General features: G+C 73.5%; 20 protein-coding genes. 12 read left to right on the plus strand and 8 right to left on the minus strand.

The features are described from left to right. Positions 1 to 42 precede the first annotated feature (42 nt). The 6 genes from glmS (at position 43) to tsaE (ending at position 6,945) form a co-directional block, all read left to right on the plus strand. On the plus strand, positions 43 to 1,887 hold the full coding sequence (glmS, locus tag R2740_RS01295; RefSeq protein ID WP_371300877.1) for a glutamine--fructose-6-phosphate transaminase (isomerizing): 1,845 nt from the start codon (positions 43 to 45) through the stop codon (positions 1,885 to 1,887). A gap of 12 nt (positions 1,888 to 1,899) precedes the next feature. Beyond that, a complete protein-coding gene (locus R2740_RS01300) occupies positions 1,900 to 2,253 on the plus strand; it encodes a holo-ACP synthase (protein ID WP_371300878.1) in 354 nt (117 codons plus the stop codon). A gap of 96 nt (positions 2,254 to 2,349) precedes the next feature. Beyond that, on the plus strand, positions 2,350 to 3,732 hold the full coding sequence (locus R2740_RS01305; protein ID WP_371300879.1) for a bifunctional ADP-dependent NAD(P)H-hydrate dehydratase/NAD(P)H-hydrate epimerase: 1,383 nt from the start codon (positions 2,350 to 2,352) through the stop codon (positions 3,730 to 3,732). Between the two features lie 73 nt (positions 3,733 to 3,805). Further along, positions 3,806 to 4,945, plus strand: a complete 1,140-nt coding sequence (alr, locus tag R2740_RS01310) for an alanine racemase (protein ID WP_371300880.1) — start codon at positions 3,806 to 3,808, stop codon at positions 4,943 to 4,945. Beyond that, positions 4,946 to 6,043 carry an alpha/beta fold hydrolase gene (locus tag R2740_RS01315; RefSeq protein WP_371300881.1) on the plus strand — a complete coding sequence of 366 codons (1,098 nt, stop codon included), beginning with the start codon at positions 4,946 to 4,948 and terminating at the stop codon, positions 6,041 to 6,043. Continuing rightward, positions 6,040 to 6,945, plus strand: a complete 906-nt coding sequence (tsaE, locus tag R2740_RS01320; protein ID WP_371300882.1) for a tRNA (adenosine(37)-N6)-threonylcarbamoyltransferase complex ATPase subunit type 1 TsaE — start codon at positions 6,040 to 6,042, stop codon at positions 6,943 to 6,945. The genes R2740_RS01315 and tsaE overlap by 4 nt, the downstream gene beginning before the upstream one ends. Positions 6,946 to 6,948: 3 nt before the next feature. Here tsaE and R2740_RS01325 read toward each other — a convergent pair whose 3' ends face one another. From R2740_RS01325 to R2740_RS01335, 3 genes are all read right to left on the minus strand, one after another. Continuing rightward, complete coding sequence (locus R2740_RS01325; protein ID WP_371300883.1) at positions 6,949 to 7,416, minus strand: DUF1905 domain-containing protein; 468 nt, start codon at positions 7,414 to 7,416, stop codon at positions 6,949 to 6,951. Further along, a complete protein-coding gene (locus R2740_RS01330) occupies positions 7,413 to 7,781 on the minus strand; it encodes a nuclear transport factor 2 family protein (protein WP_371300884.1) in 369 nt (122 codons plus the stop codon). The genes R2740_RS01325 and R2740_RS01330 overlap by 4 nt, the downstream gene beginning before the upstream one ends. An 86-nt stretch (positions 7,782 to 7,867) precedes the next feature. Next, positions 7,868 to 8,116, minus strand: coding sequence for a hypothetical protein (locus R2740_RS01335; protein ID WP_371300885.1), 249 nt, complete (start codon positions 8,114 to 8,116; stop codon positions 7,868 to 7,870). Positions 8,117 to 8,255: 139 nt separating this feature from the next. Here R2740_RS01335 and tsaB point away from each other — a divergent pair, with 139 nt between their 5' ends. Together tsaB and R2740_RS01345 are read left to right on the plus strand one after the other, a co-directional pair. Further along, positions 8,256 to 8,900 (plus strand): tRNA (adenosine(37)-N6)-threonylcarbamoyltransferase complex dimerization subunit type 1 TsaB, encoded by a 645-nt coding sequence (gene tsaB / locus R2740_RS01340; RefSeq protein ID WP_371300886.1) that lies wholly within the window; start codon positions 8,256 to 8,258, stop codon positions 8,898 to 8,900. Then, entirely contained in the window at positions 8,897 to 9,349 is a 453-nt protein-coding gene (locus R2740_RS01345; protein WP_371300887.1) for a GNAT family N-acetyltransferase, read from the plus strand. Before tsaB ends, R2740_RS01345 begins: the two co-directional genes overlap by 4 nt. Before the next feature lie 90 nt (positions 9,350 to 9,439). Here R2740_RS01345 and R2740_RS01350 read toward each other — a convergent pair whose 3' ends face one another. Then, positions 9,440 to 9,577, minus strand: a complete 138-nt coding sequence (locus R2740_RS01350) for a hypothetical protein (protein ID WP_371300888.1) — start codon at positions 9,575 to 9,577, stop codon at positions 9,440 to 9,442. A 561-nt stretch (positions 9,578 to 10,138) separates the two neighbouring features. Here R2740_RS01350 and R2740_RS01355 point away from each other — a divergent pair. Continuing rightward, a complete protein-coding gene (locus tag R2740_RS01355; protein ID WP_371300889.1) occupies positions 10,139 to 10,402 on the plus strand; it encodes a hypothetical protein in 264 nt (87 codons plus the stop codon). Between the two features lie 533 nt (positions 10,403 to 10,935). Continuing rightward, complete coding sequence (locus R2740_RS01360; RefSeq protein WP_371300890.1) at positions 10,936 to 11,163, plus strand: hypothetical protein; 228 nt, start codon at positions 10,936 to 10,938, stop codon at positions 11,161 to 11,163. Between the two features lie 3 nt (positions 11,164 to 11,166). Here R2740_RS01360 and R2740_RS01365 read toward each other — a convergent pair whose 3' ends face one another. Continuing rightward, a complete protein-coding gene (locus tag R2740_RS01365; protein WP_371300891.1) occupies positions 11,167 to 11,967 on the minus strand; it encodes a putative protein N(5)-glutamine methyltransferase in 801 nt (266 codons plus the stop codon). Positions 11,968 to 12,008: 41 nt separating this feature from the next. Between R2740_RS01365 and tsaD the strand changes: the two genes are divergently transcribed. After that, a complete protein-coding gene (tsaD, locus tag R2740_RS01370) occupies positions 12,009 to 13,064 on the plus strand; it encodes a tRNA (adenosine(37)-N6)-threonylcarbamoyltransferase complex transferase subunit TsaD (RefSeq protein ID WP_371300892.1) in 1,056 nt (351 codons plus the stop codon). Positions 13,065 to 13,067: 3 nt separating this feature from the next. On the opposite strand, the gene R2740_RS01375 is transcribed toward tsaD, so the two are convergent. From R2740_RS01375 to R2740_RS01385, 3 genes are all read right to left on the minus strand, one after another. Further along, entirely contained in the window at positions 13,068 to 13,349 is a 282-nt protein-coding gene (locus R2740_RS01375) for a hypothetical protein (protein ID WP_371300893.1), read from the minus strand. A 435-nt stretch (positions 13,350 to 13,784) separates the two neighbouring features. After that, positions 13,785 to 14,777, minus strand: a complete 993-nt coding sequence (locus R2740_RS01380) for a SigE family RNA polymerase sigma factor (RefSeq protein ID WP_371301167.1) — start codon at positions 14,775 to 14,777, stop codon at positions 13,785 to 13,787. Further along, complete coding sequence (locus tag R2740_RS01385; RefSeq protein ID WP_371300894.1) at positions 14,725 to 14,847, minus strand: hypothetical protein; 123 nt, start codon at positions 14,845 to 14,847, stop codon at positions 14,725 to 14,727. The genes R2740_RS01380 and R2740_RS01385 overlap by 53 nt, the downstream gene beginning before the upstream one ends. 126 nt (positions 14,848 to 14,973) lie before the next feature. Here R2740_RS01385 and R2740_RS01390 point away from each other — a divergent pair, with 126 nt between their 5' ends. Beyond that, complete coding sequence (locus R2740_RS01390; RefSeq protein ID WP_371300895.1) at positions 14,974 to 16,059, plus strand: S-(hydroxymethyl)mycothiol dehydrogenase; 1,086 nt, start codon at positions 14,974 to 14,976, stop codon at positions 16,057 to 16,059. The last annotated feature ends 6 nt before the right edge of the window (positions 16,060 to 16,065 follow it).

Genomic DNA, 16,065 nt, shown 5'->3' on the forward strand with positions numbered 1-16,065 from the left:
GGGCGTCCGGGCGGCACCCTGACGCCGACTAGACTCGCCGCCATGTGCGGAATCGTCGGGTACGTCGGGCCCCAGCAGGCCCAGGGCGTCGTGATCGAGGGGCTGCGCCGGCTGGAGTACCGCGGCTACGACTCCGCCGGGATCGCCCTGGTGCATGACGGATCGGTGGTCACCGACAAGCGCGCCGGCAAGCTCGCCAACCTCGAGAAGGCGCTCGCCGAGCACCCGCTGCCGCCGTCGTCGACCGGCATCGGCCACACCCGCTGGGCCACCCATGGCGCGCCCACCGACCGCAACGCCCACCCTCACCTCGGCCAGGACGGACGGGTGGCGCTGATCCACAACGGCATCATCGAGAACTTCGCCGAGCTGCGGTCCGAGCTGGAGGCGGCCGGTCACGTGATGCGCTCCGACACCGACACCGAGGTGGCCGCCCACCTGCTCGAGCAGGAGGTGGCCGCCGGCGCCGACCTGACCACCGCCATGCAGCGCGTGTGCCGGCGGCTCACCGGTGCCTTCACCCTGGTGGCCGTCGACGCCGCTGACCCCGACCGGGTGGTCGCCGCTCGCCGCAACTCACCGCTGGTGGTCGGCCTCGGCGACGGTGAGAACTTCCTGGGCTCCGACGTCGCCGCGTTCATCGAGCACACCCGCGACGCGCTCGAGCTCGGCCAGGACCAGGTGGTCACGCTCACCCGCGACGGCGTCACCGTGACGACGTTCGACGGTGAGGTGGCCGAGGGCAGGCCCTACCACGTCGACTGGAACCTGTCGGCCGCCGAGAAGGGCGGCTTCGACTGGTTCATGCGCAAGGAGATCTTCGAGCAGCCGCACGCGGTGGCCGACGCGCTGCTCGGCCGGCGCGACACCGGCGGCAAGCTGCAGCTCGACGAGGTGCGGATGTCGGTCGACGAGCTGCGCTCGATCGACAAGATCATCATCGTGGGCTGCGGCACCGCGTTCTACGCCGGCCTGGTGGCGAAGTACGCCATCGAGCACTGGACCCGCATCCCGTGCGAGGTCGAGCTCTCCCACGAGTTCCGCTATCGCGACCCGATCCTCACCCGGACCACCCTGGTGGTCGCGATCAGCCAGTCGGGCGAGACGGCGGACACCCTGATGGCGATCCGGCACGCGCGCGAGCAGCACTCCAAGGTGCTCGCGATCTGCAACACCAACGGCTCGACCATCCCGCGTGAGTCCGACGCCGTGATCTACACCCACGCCGGGCCCGAGATCGGGGTCGCCTCGACCAAGGGCTTCACCACCCAGCTGATCGCCTGCTACCTGCTCGGCCTCTACCTCGCCCAGGTGCGCGGCAGCATGTTCGGCGACGAGATCGCCTCCATCACCGCCGAGCTCGAAGCCATGCCGGCCGCCGTACAGCGGGTGCTCGACGGGGCCGATGAGATCTATGCGCTCGCCGAGCGGATGCGCGCGTCGCGCTCGGTGCTGTTCCTGGGCCGGCACGCCGGCTATCCCGTCGCGCTGGAGGGGGCGCTCAAGCTCAAGGAGCTCGCCTACCTCCACGCCGAGGGCTTCGCCGCCGGCGAGCTCAAGCACGGCCCGATCGCGCTGATCGAGCCCGGGCTGCCGGTCTTCTGCGTGGTGCCTCCGCAGGGTCGCGACTTCCTGCACGACAAGATGGTCAGCGCCATCCAGGAGATCCGTGCCCGCGGTGCCCGCACCATCGTGCTCGCGGAGGAGGACGACGAGTCGGTCGTGGCCTACGCCGACGAGATGCTGCGGCTGCCGCGCGTGTCGACGCTGCTCCAGCCGCTGCTGGCGGTGCTCCCGCTGCAGCTGTTCGCGTGCGAGCTGGCCACCCTGCTCGGGCACGACGTCGACCAGCCGCGCAACCTCGCCAAGTCCGTCACCGTCGAGTAGCCCAGGACACCCGTGGCCATCGTGGGCGTCGGCATCGACGTCGTGGACGTCAGCCGGTTCGAGGAGTCGCTCCGCCGCACTCCCGGGCTCCGAGAGCGGCTGTTCACGCCGGCCGAGGCGGCCAAGCCGATCAACTCGCTGGCCGCCCGCTTCGCCGCCAAGGAGGCGCTGGCCAAGGCTCTGGGCGCACCGGCCGGGCTGGCCTGGCACGACGCCGAGATCGTCTCCGAGGACTCCGGCGACCCCGGGTTCGTGATGTCGGGCACCGTCGCCGAGCGGGCCGCCGCGCTCGGGGCCGCCCACGTGCACGTCTCGCTCTCCCACGACGCCGGCATCGCCTCCGCGGTGGTCATCCTCGAGCGCTGAGACGTCTGGGGGATAGTCCGCTACGCAAAGCACCAGTGGTGGGCCCTGAGGTGGTGCTCTACGTAGCGGACTATCGGGCAGGACTAGGGTCGCAGCATGCGCAGCGCCCACACCGTGGCCCAGGTCCGGGCGGCTGAGGAGGCCCGGATGTCCCGGCTGCCCGAGGGCGCGCTGATGGCACAGGCGGCGGCGGGGCTGGCCGCCGCGGTCGCGGACCTGCTGGGGTCGGCGTACGGCCGGCGGGTGCTGCTGCTGGTCGGTGCGGGCAACAACGGCGGCGACGCGCTCCATGCCGGCGCGCTGCTGTCGCGGCGCGGTGCCGCGGTGGAGGCGGTGCTGCTGGCCCCCGACAAGGCCCACGCGGGTGGGTTGGCCGCGCTGCGGGGAGCCGGTGGCCGGGTGGTGTCCGTGGCGGAGGCAGCGTCACCCGACGTCGTCGTCGACGGGATCGTCGGCATCGGGGCCACCGGACCGCTGCGGCCCGACGCGGCCGCTGCCGTGGCCGCGTTCGCCGAGGTGCCGATGGTCGCCGTCGACGTGCCGAGCGGGGTCGGCGTGGACTCCGGCGAGATCGACGGTGCGCACGTGGTCGCCGACCTCACCGTCACCTTCGGCACCCACAAGGTGGCCCAGCTGGTGGACCCCGGCGCCCGGGCCTGCGGCGTGGTGGAGCTGGTCGACCTCGGGCTCGACCTCCCTCCCGCCGACGTCGAGGCGCTGCGGGCCGGCGACGTGGCGGCGCTGCTGCCGGTGCCCGACCCCGACGCCCAGAAGTACTCCCGCGGGGTGGTCGGGCTGCGCACCGGCTCGACCCGCTACCCGGGCGCCGCGGTGCTGTCCGTCCACGGAGCGAGCTGCGGGTTCGCGGGGATGGTGCGCTACGACGGCGGCGCGCTGGACGAGGTACGCCGGGCGCATCCGGAGGTCGTCGGGCCGGGCCAGGTGCAGGCCTGGGTCACCGGCTGCGGTGGCGGCGAGGATGCCGCGTCGGCGCTGGAGGCCTGCCTCGGCGACGACGTGCCCGTCGTGGTCGACGCCGACGCGCTGCTGCCGTGCGTGGAGCTCGCGCCGACGACATCGTCGCTGGTGTTGACGCCGCACGCCGGTGAGCTGGCCCGGATGGTCGGCGTCGACCGGGCGCAGATCGAGGCGGCGCCCCTGCGGCACGCCCGCGAGGCGGCCGCGCGGTTCGGCCAGGTGGTGCTTCTCAAGGGTCGCCGCACCCTGGTGGCGGAGCCGTCCGGCCGGGTCCGCGCCAACACGACGGGCGTGCCGTGGCTCGCGACGGCCGGGGCCGGTGACGTGCTCGCCGGACTGGTCGGGGCGCTGCTCGCCGCCGGGCTGGACCCGTTCGACGCGGCCTCGGTGGGCGCCTGGCTGCACGGGTCCGCAGCGCGGCTCGCCGGCGCCGGCGGCCCGGTGGTGGCCGGTGACGTGGCGGCCGCGCTGCCCGTGGTCGTCGGCGACCTGCTGGGCTGAGCGCCGGTCCAGGATCGGGCCCCGGCTCGGGGGTTGCCGGGTCGGCGGCCGGCCCGGATGGGAGAATCGAGGCATGGAACCCCGGGGCACGGCCGCGGAGATCGTGGTCGACCTCGCCGCCATCCGCCACAACGTGCGCGTGCTCCGCGCCCACCTCGCCCCGGTCGAGCTGATGGTGGTCGTCAAGGCCGACGGCTATGGCCACGGGGCGGTCGAGGTGGCCCGCGCGGCCCGCGACGCCGGGGCCCCCTGGCTCGGTGCGGCGACGATCGCCGAGGGGCTCGCGCTGCGCGCGGCCGGCGACACCGGGCCGATCCTGACCTGGCTCGACCTCCCGGGGAGCGAGCGCTACGCCGAGGCACTGGCGGCCGACCTCGAGGTGACGGCGTACTCCCGGCGCGAGCTGGCGCTGGTCGAGCAGGCCGCGGCCGCGACCGGCAGGACCGCCCGGGTGCAGCTCAAGGTCGACACCGGGCTGTCCCGGGGCGGCTGCGCCCCCGAGGACTGGCCCGGCCTGGTGGCGGCGGCGCTGGCCGCCGAGCGGGGCGGGTCGGTCACCGTGACCGGTGTCTGGTCGCACCTGGCGGCCTCCGACGAGCCCGGGCACCCGGCCAACGAGCTCCAGGGTCGACGCTTCGCCGAGGCCGTCGAGGTCGCCACCGATGCCGGTCTGCGGCCCCGGCACCGGCACCTGGCCAACTCGGCGGGCGCCCTGCTGCTTCCGCGCTCGCGCTTCGACCTGGTGCGGGTCGGGCTGGCGGCCTACGGCCTCGACCCGGCGCCGGGGCACACGCCCGAGCTGGGCCTGCTGCCCGCCATGACCGTCCAAGCGCCGCTGGTGATGGCCAAGCACCTCCGCGCGGGCGAGGGCGTTTCCTACGGCCACACCTGGGTCGCCGACCGTGACACCACCGTCGGCCTGGTGCCCGTCGGGTACGCCGACGGCGTGCCGCGGCATGCCAGCTCCCGGGCCGAGGTGTGGGTCGCGGGCCGACGGCGGCCGATCCGCGGCCGGGTCTGCATGGACCAGTTCGTCGTCGACCTCGACGGCGACCTGCCCGAGCCCGGTGAGCCGGTGGTGCTGTTCGGTGCGGGCACACGAGGGGAGCCGACCGCGCAGGACTGGGCAGAGGCATGCGGCACGATCAGCTACGAGATCGTGAGCAGGATCGGCGGCCGGCTGGGCCGCCGCCACGTCGGCGAGGAGGGCTGAGTGGGCGTCGCGGGCAAGGTGCTGGGCGTCGCCCTGGGCGCGGCCGCGGGCGCCGCCGGGGTGGCGGTCGCCGGTGGTGCGGTCCGCGCCGCCCAGCAGCGCCGGATGCTGGTCGCTCGCGACATCGACGACACCACCCCGTTCGGCTCGCTGCACTCCGACCCGATCACCGTCGTCGCCGACGACGGTGTCCCGCTCTATGCCGAGGTCGACGACGTCGCGGCCCCGGCGGGCTCGACCCGGCGCCGCGGTCGATCCGGCGCCCGACCGGTGACCGTGGTGTTCTGCCACGGCTATGCCCTCAACCTCGACTGCTGGCACTACCAGCGCGCGGCCTTCCGCGGTCTGGTCCGCACCGTGCTCTACGACCAGCGCTCGCACGGGCGCTCCGGTCGTTCACCCAGCGGGGACGCCACCCTCGACCAGCTCGGCCGCGACCTGAAGCGGGTGCTCGACGACCTGACCCACGACGACCCCGTGGTGCTGGTGGGGCACTCGATGGGCGGGATGACGATCATGCAGCTCGCCGAGCAGCACCCCGAGCTGTTCGGCACCAAGGTGGTCGGTGTCTCGCTGGTGTCGACCACGGCCGGCGGACTCGACCCGGGACGGATCCTGTTCCCGATGATGCCGGCCGGCGTCGGGAGCGGGGTCGTCGGCCGGGTCGTCGGCGCGCTGTCCCGCGGGCACCGGGCGGTCGACGCCCTGCGCACCCGCAGCCACGACATCGCGCTCAGCATCACCGACGCCTACGCGTTCGGCCCCGAGGCGCCCGGCGAGCTGGTGGAGTTCCTCTACGACATGCTCAACCAGACGCCGTTCGACGTGGTGGCCGACTTCTACCCCGCCTTCGCCTCGCTCGACCTGTGGGCGGCCTGCCCGGTGGTCGCCTCGGTGCCGACCGCGATCATCTGCGGCACCGGCGACCGGATCACCTCCATCGGCCACTCCCGCAAGCTGCACGCCCGCATCCACGGCTCCGACCTGCTCGAGTGCGACGGCGCCGGCCACATGGTCATCCTGGAGCGTCCCGACGAGGTCAACGCCGAGCTCGGCCAGCTGGTCGCGCACGCGGTGGACACGGCGGCGGCCGGATGACGGCGGTGATCCGCCGGGTCGGCCCCGAGGCCGCGGCACCGGTGCTCACCGTGGTGAGGGAGGCGTTCGGGTCACGTCCGGCCCTCGACCCGCCCGCCGACGCGCTGCAGGAGACCGAGGAGTCGATCGCGGCCGCGCTGGCCGCGGGTGGCGGGTTGCTGGCCGAGATCGAGGGCACGCCGGCCGGCGCGGTGCTGCTGGACCCCCGTGACGACGTGACCTACCTGCGCCGCTTCGGCGTGGTCCCGGGCGCCCGGCGGCACGGGGTGGCGCGGACGCTCGTCGGTGCCGCCCTCGATGCCGTCCGGACCGACGAGGTCGCGGTGCTGGCCCGTCAGGAGCTGCCCACCACCGTGGGCTTCTGGCATGACCGCGGGTTCGAGGAGATCGCCCGCGACGCGCCGTACGTCGAGCTGCGCCGGCGGCTGGTCACCCGGAGCACCGTGGTGGACGGCGAGGCGATGCGAGCGCTGGGCGAGCGGCTGGCCGGCGGCCTGCGGCGCGGCGACCTCGTGGTGCTGGTCGGCGGTCTCGGCGCGGGCAAGACCACGCTCACCCAGGGTCTGGGCGCCGGCCTGGGTGTCCGGGGCGAGGTGACCTCGCCGACGTTCGTGATCGCGCGCGTGCACCCCTCCCTCGGCGAGGGCCCGGCCCTGGTGCACGTCGACGCCTATCGGCTGGGTGGGCTCGCCGAGCTCGACGACCTCGACCTCGACGCCTCCCTCGACGACGCCGTCACGGTCGTGGAGTGGGGTGCCGGTCTGGCCGAGGCGCTGTCGGACTCGTGGCTGGAGGTGCGCATCGACCGGGCCACCGGCGAGGGTGACCCGCTGGAGTCCCCGGAGGTCGCCGACCCGCGGCGGGTCGCCGTTCGCGGCTTCGGGCCGCGCTGGGTGGGCTGAGGCTCAGCGCTTCTTCCCGGCGCGGAACAGCTCGACCGCCTTGGCGATGCGTCGCGACCGGGTCTCGGGCTGCTTGGCGCCGTTGACCAGGTCGACGTGGTAGCGCTGGAGGCTGTTGGCGAGACCGTCGAAGAAGGTCCGGGTGCCCGACGCCGCCAGGGCCTCGGCGAGGTCGTCGGGGACGTCGACCGGGCGCGGCTCGGTGGCCAGCGTGAGGGTGACGTGGACGTCGTCGCCTCCGCGCAGGCCGCTCTCCGCGCGGACGGCCGCGCTCACGCCGATCAGGTGGCGGCCGCCCATCACGGCGACGGTGGAACGGTAGGCATGGCCGTCGAGGTCGACGAGGACGGCCGGCCGACTGCCCGCGCCGAGTGCGTCGATCGCCTCGGGAGGGACGACGATCCCCGCCTTGTTGCCTTGGGCCTCGATGGTGGTGTCGAACTCGACGGAGCGGGGTGCCGGGGTGGTCACTCGACGATCTTCCAGTAGGAGTCCTTGCGCTGGATGCGCCCGTCGGGGCCGAGGTCGAAGAGGTCGCAGCCGCGGACCTCGACCCGCTCGCCGGCCGGGCTGGTCCCGGTGAGCAACCACGTGGAGACGGCGTGGTCGCCGTACAGCCAGTGCTGGTCGTCGCCGTAGTGCACGTCGGGCAGCCCGGCGAACCGCTGCGCGAGCCCCGCGCGCACGTCGTCCCTGCCCTCGAACCGGGTGCCCCACGGCTCGGTTCCCCGGGGCATCTCCAGGACGCAGTCGTCGGTGAAGAAGGTCATCACCCGGTCGAGGTCGTGGTCGTTGAACGCCGCCACCAGGTCGCGCAGCATCTGCGTCGTCGCCATGGTCGGATCCTGCCACCGCGCGGCGATCCTGGGCACCCTGTGTGCCGTGTTCGGCGATGGACCGCCCGGGTGACGAGCGGGCGTGTCTAGCTGCCCAGCTCGCGACGGGCCCGGGTCAGCCAGGTGAGGGCGCGGATGCTCTCCCAGGAGCCGGAGGAGAGCTTGCGGGAGGCCTCGAGCGCCTGGTCGTAGAGCTGGCCGGCCTCCGGCCGGCCACGCGCCTCGATCGCCAGCATGGCGTAGGCCTGGACGCTCTCCCAGGAGCCGACGCGGAGCCCGGCCGCCGCCTCGAGTGCCCGGTCCAACGGATCCCGGTCATCGCTCCTGCCGAACACGGCGCCCCCTCGTCTCGTCGCTGTCCTCGGCCGAGCATGGCACCCGTGTGGTGGCGGGTCTACTGGTGCGTACGACGCAGCTGGCAGGTCGTACGCACCAGTAGCCATCCCCGACGCGGTCCGCGACTACGCTCTGACCGTGCTGCTCGCCTTCGACACCGCGACCCCGCGGGTGACCGTCGCGGTGGCCGACGGCGCCACGGTGCTGGCCGAGCGGCGCTCGGAGCAGACGATGCGACACGGCGAGCAGCTCGCACCGCTGATCGAGGCGGTGCTGGGCGACGCCGGTGTCGACCGGACCGCGCTCGCCGGCATCGCGGTGGGCGTGGGCCCCGGGCCGTTCACCGGGCTGCGGGTCGGGCTGGTGACCGCCCGGACGCTGGGTCTCGTGCTCGGCATCCCCGTCCATGGTGTCTGCACGCTCGATGTGCTCGCCGCGGAGGCTGCCGAGGCCGGGGCCGGCGGGGAGTTCGTGGTCGCGACCGATGCCCGCCGCAAGGAGGTGTACCACGCGTCGTACGACGCCCAGGGCCGGCGGCTCGACGGACCGCACGTGGCCCGCCCCGCCGAGCTGACCACCGACGGACCGGTCGTGGGTCAGGGCGCGGAGCTCTACCCCGAGGCGTTCCCGCACTCGCGACCGCCCGTGCTCCCGAGCGCCGGGTGGCTGGCGCGGCTGGTGGCCGGCGCACTCGCCGCGGGTGAGCCGCTCCTCCCGCCGGAGCCGCTCTATCTCCGCCGTCCCGACGCCGCCGAGCCGCACCGTCCGAAGCCGGTCTCGTGATCCGCGCCGCCACCGCCGACGACCTCGCCCAGCTCATTGCGCTCGAGCAGGAGCTGTTCGGCGGCGACGCCTGGCAGCGCGGCCAGCTCGAGTCGGAGCTGACCGGTCCCGGGCGGCAGTTCTGGGTCAACGACGACGAGGCCGACTCCGACTCCGAGGGCGCCGGCCTGGTGGCCTACGCCGTTTCCGTCGTGGTCGCCGACACCGCCGACCTGCTGCGGATCGGCGTCCGGCCGGACCGGCACCGAGCCGGCGCGGGCACCGCGATGCTGGCCGCCGCGATGCGCGAGGCCAAGCACGCCCGGGCCAGCCGGATGCTGCTGGAGGTGGCCGACGACAACGAGGCCGCACTGGCGCTCTATGCCGCCGCCGGCTTCACGGAGATCGACCGGCGGGTGCGCTACTACCGCTCCGGCGCCGACGCCCTGGTGCTCGCCCGAGACCTCTAGCCAGGAGGCGTCCTGGGGCCTGGCCGCGGGTGGCGGTGACCGCGTCAGGCGGTCACCGCCCGGGCGTCCCCCGGGCGGTGCCGCGGCCTGTCAGCCGTCCTGGGCGTCGGTGGTCAGGACGTCCGGGGTGGGCTCGACGTCCGGGTGGCGGGTCAGCGTGTTGAGGCTGACGTGCGGCCACTGCATGCGCCCGGGCAGCCCGTCCTCGCGCCGGAAGAAGTCGAGCATCACGACCTGCAGGTACTGTACGCAGCGACCCGTCCTTCATCTCGGATCCAGAACGTCGTCATCGAGAGGCGTTGCTGGCGCACCACGAACGGGAGTTCGAGATGCCGCCGGGGTGGTCGACGAACCCAGATCGCGTCCGCTTCACCTGGCTGGCCAGGCCGTGGTTCGCGAAGCGCAGCAGCAGGTGGGCGCCGTTGGTCGAAGCCGGGAACCCGGCATCGGTCTCGACGCCCTTGAACGGTGGTCGTGGAAGTACTAGGGCTGGGTAGTCGTCGTCCTCGATGGTGCCGTCTCGCCGATCTGCCGAACATCCGCGGGATCGGTGCCAGGCCCTGCGCCGTCGGCTCTGCCGAGCGCCAGCACGGAGTCACCGTGGGGTGGTGGCCAGCCTGGCGATGTCGAACCCTCGGGGATGCGGTTGAGCATGTTGAGGAACAGGCCCGGCTCGTGGTGGATGGCGGCACCTCGCCGTGGACGTTGCTCTCGGGCGGTCGACCACGGCGATCTGGGGATGCTCTGCTCAGTCGAGCGCCACCAGGAACTGGTCGGTGTGATGGTCGGGTGACCCCGCGGTTCGGCACGCCCTTGTCGACGAGGCTGAAGATCAGCGTCTCGTCGTACTGGTTGCGCCGAACCGTCCTCGCCCGCGAACGGAGCGCGACGTTGCCGTCCCCTTCCTTCCAGGTGCCGGGGAGCGTCGAGCGGGCCGAGCTCGGGGTCCTGGTACTCGCCTTCTCGATGGTGCGCTGGCGGCCCTTCCGCCTGGTGGTCTCGAGCAGCGAGGCCCGTCCCTCGTCGGCGCCGTCGCTGGCGTCGAGGAACTGAGGGCTGGCTGTTGCCCGGCGCTGGCCTCCTGGCTGGCGGCCGGTCGTCTGCCTGGTTGCTGGCCGTGGGCATTGTTCCTTCCGAGAGAACGCCGGCGGACCGGCGTCGTCTCCCAGGAGAGCAGGACCGTGGTCCCGGATACAGAACGCCCGTTGACGCGGATCGTCCGCTGGACGGTCCCCGCGACCATGGGGTGGGTAGATGACACAACGGACGTCACTGATCCGGCAGCCATCGCGTGCGTGCTGCTGACCGGCTCGTTGATCGCTGTCGGCGGCCCGCCGCCGCCGCAGCGGGCTCCAAGAGCGACCCGAAGGGTGACGTGCTCATCCTCGACCCGCTGGGGAAGAAGCAGGCCAACAAGATCGATCTGCGCAAGCTCACCTACCAGGTGGTGAAGGGGAAGCAGGCCACCTTCGTGCTCACCGCCAAGGACGTCGTCAAGAGCAGCACCTATCGCCAGCACTACAACGTCCAGCTCGCACCGACCAAGACGCTGAAGTCGAACACCGTCTTCCTGCTCATCGGGTGGGATGCCAGGGCGGCTGCTACGGGACCGTCTACCGACCAAGGACGTCAGCAAGAAGGTCACCTGCAAGGTGATGACCGGCCAGAACAAGGTGAAGCTGTCGGTGCCGACCAAGCTCGCGCCCAAGAACAAGAAGGGCGTGACCTACGTCAAGGTCCAGTCCGCGGTGTCGCACTACACCTCCGGCGGCAGCGCCTACGACTGGTTCACCACGTTCAGCGTCAAGCCCTGAGCCTCACCTGCGAGCCGGCGCGGTCGCCTCGACCACGGTCGTCCGCTCGTCGGGGTCGTGGGCGGTGCTGACCTGGTAGCCGCGCTCCTCCAGCGCCGTCGCGGCCGCGGTCGCCTGCCGCTCGGCCACCTCCATCAGCAGGACGCCGCGGGGGCGCAGCCAAGGCCGGGCGTCCTCGGCCAGCCGGCGGAGGACGTCGAGCCCGTCGTCGCCGCCGTCGTGGGCGGTGGCGGGCTCGTGGGCGCGGGTGTCGCGCGGCATCAGCGGGAGGTCGCCGGTGGGCACATGCGGGACGTTGGCCACCAGCACGTCGATCCGCCCGCGCAGCTCCGAGGGCAGGCCGGCGCACAGGTCTCCGGCCACCACCTCGAAGCCGTACGCCGACCCGTTGACCGCCGCGCAGGCGACCGCCGTCGGGTCGACGTCGGTGGCGACCACCCGCGCCTCCGGGAGCGACGACGCCACCACGGCGGCGAAGGCGCCGGTGCCGCAGCACAAGTCGGCCACCACGGCCCCCGGGCCGCGGAGTCGCGCCCGCTCCACCGCCAACCGGGCCAGCAGCTCACTGCGCGGGCGGGGGAGGAACACCCCGTCCGCCACGGCCAGGCGGACGCCGCCGAAGTCGGCGTACCCCAGCAGGACCTCGAGGGGGACCCCCTCGGCGCGCCGGGCGACCATGGTCGCCAGGTCGGCCCCGGGTCCCGAGGCCTCCCACAGCAGGGCCGCCTCCTCGGCGGCGGCCACGCAGCCGATCGCCGCCAGGGCCGCGGCCAGCGCGGCGGGGGAGTCGAGCGGAGCGGGCACCGGGCCAGTCTGCCGCGTCGGCCCCCACCCGACCTGGCACGATGACCACCGTGGACGACGGCCCCCTGGTGCTCGGCATCGAGACCTCCTGCGACGAGACCGGAGTCGGGATCGTGCGGGGGCGGACGCTGCTGGCCGACGCGGTGGCGAGCAGCGTCGACGAGCACGCGCGCTTCGGAGGGGTGGTGCCCGAGGTCGCCAGCCGGGCCCACCTCGAGGCGATGGTCCCGACCCTGGAGCGCGCGGCCGAGACCGCCGGCGTCCGTCTCGACGACGTCGACGCCGTGGCGGTGACCAGCGGCCCCGGCCTGGCCGGCGCCCTGCTCGTCGGGGTGGCCGCGGCCAAGGCGCTGGCGCTGGGTCTCGGCAAGCCGCTCTACGGCGTCAACCACCTCGCCGGCCACGTCGCCGTCGACCAGCTCGAGCACGGACCCTTGCCGGAGCCGTGCCTGGCCCTGCTGGTCTCCGGCGGCCACTCCAGCCTGCTCGAGGTCGAGGACGTCACCGTCGGCGTCGAGCCGCTGGGGGCGACCATCGACGACGCCGCGGGGGAGGCCTTCGACAAGGTGGCCCGCTTGCTCGGGCTGCCGTTCCCCGGCGGGCCGCACGTCGACCGGGTGGCGCGCGACGGGGACGCGGCGTACGTCGAGTTCCCGCGCGGGCTGACCTCGCGCCGCGACCTGGAGCGGCATCGTTTCGACTTCTCCTTCTCCGGCCTCAAGACCGCCGTCGCCCGGTGGGTCGAGGCGCGCGAGCGGGCCGGTGAGCCGGTGCCGGTGGCCGACGTGGCCGCGTCGTTCCAGGAGGCCGTCTGCGACGTGCTGGTGCGCAAGGCGCTCGACGCGGCGACCGACCGGGGGATCGACCACCTGCTGATCGGCGGGGGCGTGGCGGCCAACAGCCGGCTCCGGGCGATGGCCGAGGAGCGGGCGGCCCGGCTCGGGATCCGCGTCCGGGTCCCGCGGCCGGGCCTGTGCACCGACAACGGCGCGATGATCGCCGCGCTCGGCTCGGAGCTGGTGGCGAGGGGGCGTGAGCCGTCGGCACTCGACCTGCCGGCCGACTCCTCCCAGCCGATCACCACGGTGGTGGCCTGAGGGTCAGCGCCCCATCAGCGAGAGCGTGCTCAGGGTCGGGTCGTTGATCCGCTGGGACACCCCGGTCAGCTCCATGCTCCCGTCGAGCCCGAACCGGACGATCTCGACGTCTCGACCCTGGGCGAGCACCTGGAGCAGGTGGGTGTCGTCCTCCCACACCACCGGGCCGAGCGCGGACGCACCCTCGGCCGCGCGACGCTGCCACACGACCTGAGGCTGGCCGGTCTCCGCGTCCAGGACCTGCAGCTCGGTCGGGCCGAGGCCGTCGGAGAACTGCCCGACCACCCAGTGCCCGTCGGGGGAGAAGCCGGTCAGTGCCGTGTCGGCCGTCCAGGCCGGCTCGGACCTGGTCGCCGACGAAGAGGCCGTCGACGGGGAACAGGTCGTCCTGCAGGTCGACCTGGCCGAGGTAGCGGTCCCCGTGCACCGCGCGCACGTTCGGTGGTGCCCAGCTGCTCGCCGGCGTCCACCTCGATGCGGTAGGCCGCTCGCGGCCGGCGTCGTTGACCCAGACCGCGCAGCCCGTGTCGCACGGCGCGGACCGGTCACGCCCACCACGACAGCCCGATCGACGGGCGGACAGCCTTGGTCCGGCCTCACCTCCGGGTGAGCAGCACCGGAGTCCCGTCCGGGCGGACGTAGGCGGCCACCGCTGCCTGTCGGCGGAGAGCACCGGCATGCCGGTGGCCCGGTCGGTGCCGACCACGGCGCCGTCCGGGGTCACGACGGCGAGGGAGAAGTTCCCCTGCTCGTCGCTTGCTGGTGACGATCAGGTTGTCGTCGAGTGCCATGGCGGTCAGGAACGAGGAGCGGAGGAACATCGGAGCGTCGACCTCGGTCCCGTCGGTCAGGTGGCTGTCCCGTCCGCGACCCACCCCCACCGCGCGGAGCGGCGCCGGTCGACAGCCCGGTCAGCGTGAAGTCCAGCACACCGGGCACCGGCCGCTGGGCTCGACGGCGGCGGTCGGCGACGGCCCGCCGGTGGCGACCTGCGGGCGTCGGAGCGCTTGAGCAGTCCGCCGGACAGCACGGCGGCCGGCAGCGCGATGGCGGCCACGGCGGCGGCCACGCCTGGCGACGACCGCGACCCGGCGGCGACGCTGGATCCGACCGGCCCGGCCGGCGATGTCGCCGACCGTGAAGGGCGCCTCGGTCATCCCGTCCACCTGGCCGCGCAGCGCACGGGCGAGAACCTCGTCCTCGGGCGGCGTCGTGCTGTTCATCGGCTCTCCTCCTCGGAGTCGTCGTGGCGGGGTCCAAGGACTGGGGCACGGGCGCGCAGCGCGCCAGCGCCCGGCTGGCCTGCGACTTCACCGTGCCGACCGAGCAGCCGAGGGCGTCGGCGATCTCGGCCTCGCTGAGCTGCTCGTAGTAGCGGAGCACGATCACGGCCCGCTGCCGCTTCGGGAGGGTCTGCACGAACGCCCAGAGCCGGGCGCCCTCGCCGTCGTCGTACTCGTCGGAGACGCCGTGCCGGCCCTCGGGGATCTCGTCGGTGACGACCTCGCGCCTCTTGAAAGGCCGGCGCCACAGCGAGTTGTTCTCGTTGACCATGATCCGGCGCAGGTAGCCGTCGACCGAGTCGCGTTGCTGGACCCGGTCCCAGGCGAGGTAGAGCTTGGCGAGCGAGGTCTGCAGCAGGTCCTCGGCGCTGGCCTTGTCACCGGTCCAGGTACGCCGTCCGCAGCAGCGCCGGCTGGCGGGCGGTGAGATAGTCGGTGAAGTCGTCGTCTCTGCTCCGAGACGCCATCAGGGTGACCCCCGTGTCGGCCGTCGTGTGCATCGGTCCCTCCCATCCTGACGTCCTCAAGACGGGATCGGTGGGTGGTGGGTTGCAATTTCCTCCGCGTGTGCCAGTCTTCGGGCAGCCGATCGTCGAGGCCGACGACGCCAGAGTGGAGGAGAGCCGATGCAGCAGGTCCAGGCCGTCATCGCGCGCAGCAAGGGCGCGCCGGTCACCGTCGAGACGATCAACGTGCCCGACCCCGGGCCGGGCGAGGCGGTGGTCCAGATCCAGGCCTGCGGCGTCTGCCACACCGACCTGCACTACCGCGAGGGCGGGATCAACGACGACTTCCCGTTCCTGCTCGGCCACGAGGCCTCCGGCATCGTCGAGTCGGTCGGCGAGGGCGTCACCAACGTGGCCCCCGGCGACTTCGTGATCCTCAACTGGCGCGCGGTCTGCGGCAACTGCCGGGCCTGCCTGCGCGGTGAGCCGTGGTACTGCTTCGCGACCTTCAACGCGACCCAGAAGATGACCCTCGAGGACGGCACCGAGCTCTCGCCCGCGCTGGGCATCGGGGCGTTCGCGGAGAAGACGCTGGTCGCCGCGGGGCAGTGCACCAAGGTCGACGCCGCCGCGCGGCCGGCCGCCGTCGGCCTGCTCGGCTGCGGCGTGATGGCGGGCCTCGGTGCGGCGATCAACACCGGCAACGTCGGCCGCGGCAAGTCGGTCGCCGTGATCGGTTGCGGGGGCGTCGGCATGGCCGCCATCGCCGGCTCCGCGCTGGCCGGGGCGAGCCGGGTCATCGCCGTCGACATCGACGACCGCAAGCTCGAGTGGGCGCGCGGCATGGGCGCCACCGACACGATCAACAGCAAGGGCACCGACCCGGTCGAGGGCATCCAGGCGCTCACCGACGGCAACGGCGCCGACGTGGTGATCGACGCGGTCGGCCGGCCGGAGACCTGGCAGCAGGGCTTCTACGCCCGTGACCTGGCCGGCACGCTGGTCCTGGTCGGCGTACCCACACCCGACATGAAGATCCCCGACATCCCGCTGATCGACGTGTTCGGTCGCGGCGGCGCCCTCAAGTCCAGCTGGTACGGCGACTGCCTGCCCTCGCGGGACTTCCCGATGCTGGTCGACCTCTACCAGCAGGGCCGGCTCGACCTCGACGCGTTCGTGTCGGAGGAGATCGGCCTCGGCGACGTGGAGGCGGCGTTCGAGAAGATGCACCACGGCGACGTGCTGCGCTCGGTGGTCATCCTCTAGCCGGCC

The sequence above is a fragment of the Nocardioides sp. genome (genome assembly GCF_041393715.1).
In the GTDB taxonomy this organism is placed as follows: Bacteria; Actinomycetota; Actinomycetes; order Propionibacteriales; family Nocardioidaceae; genus Nocardioides.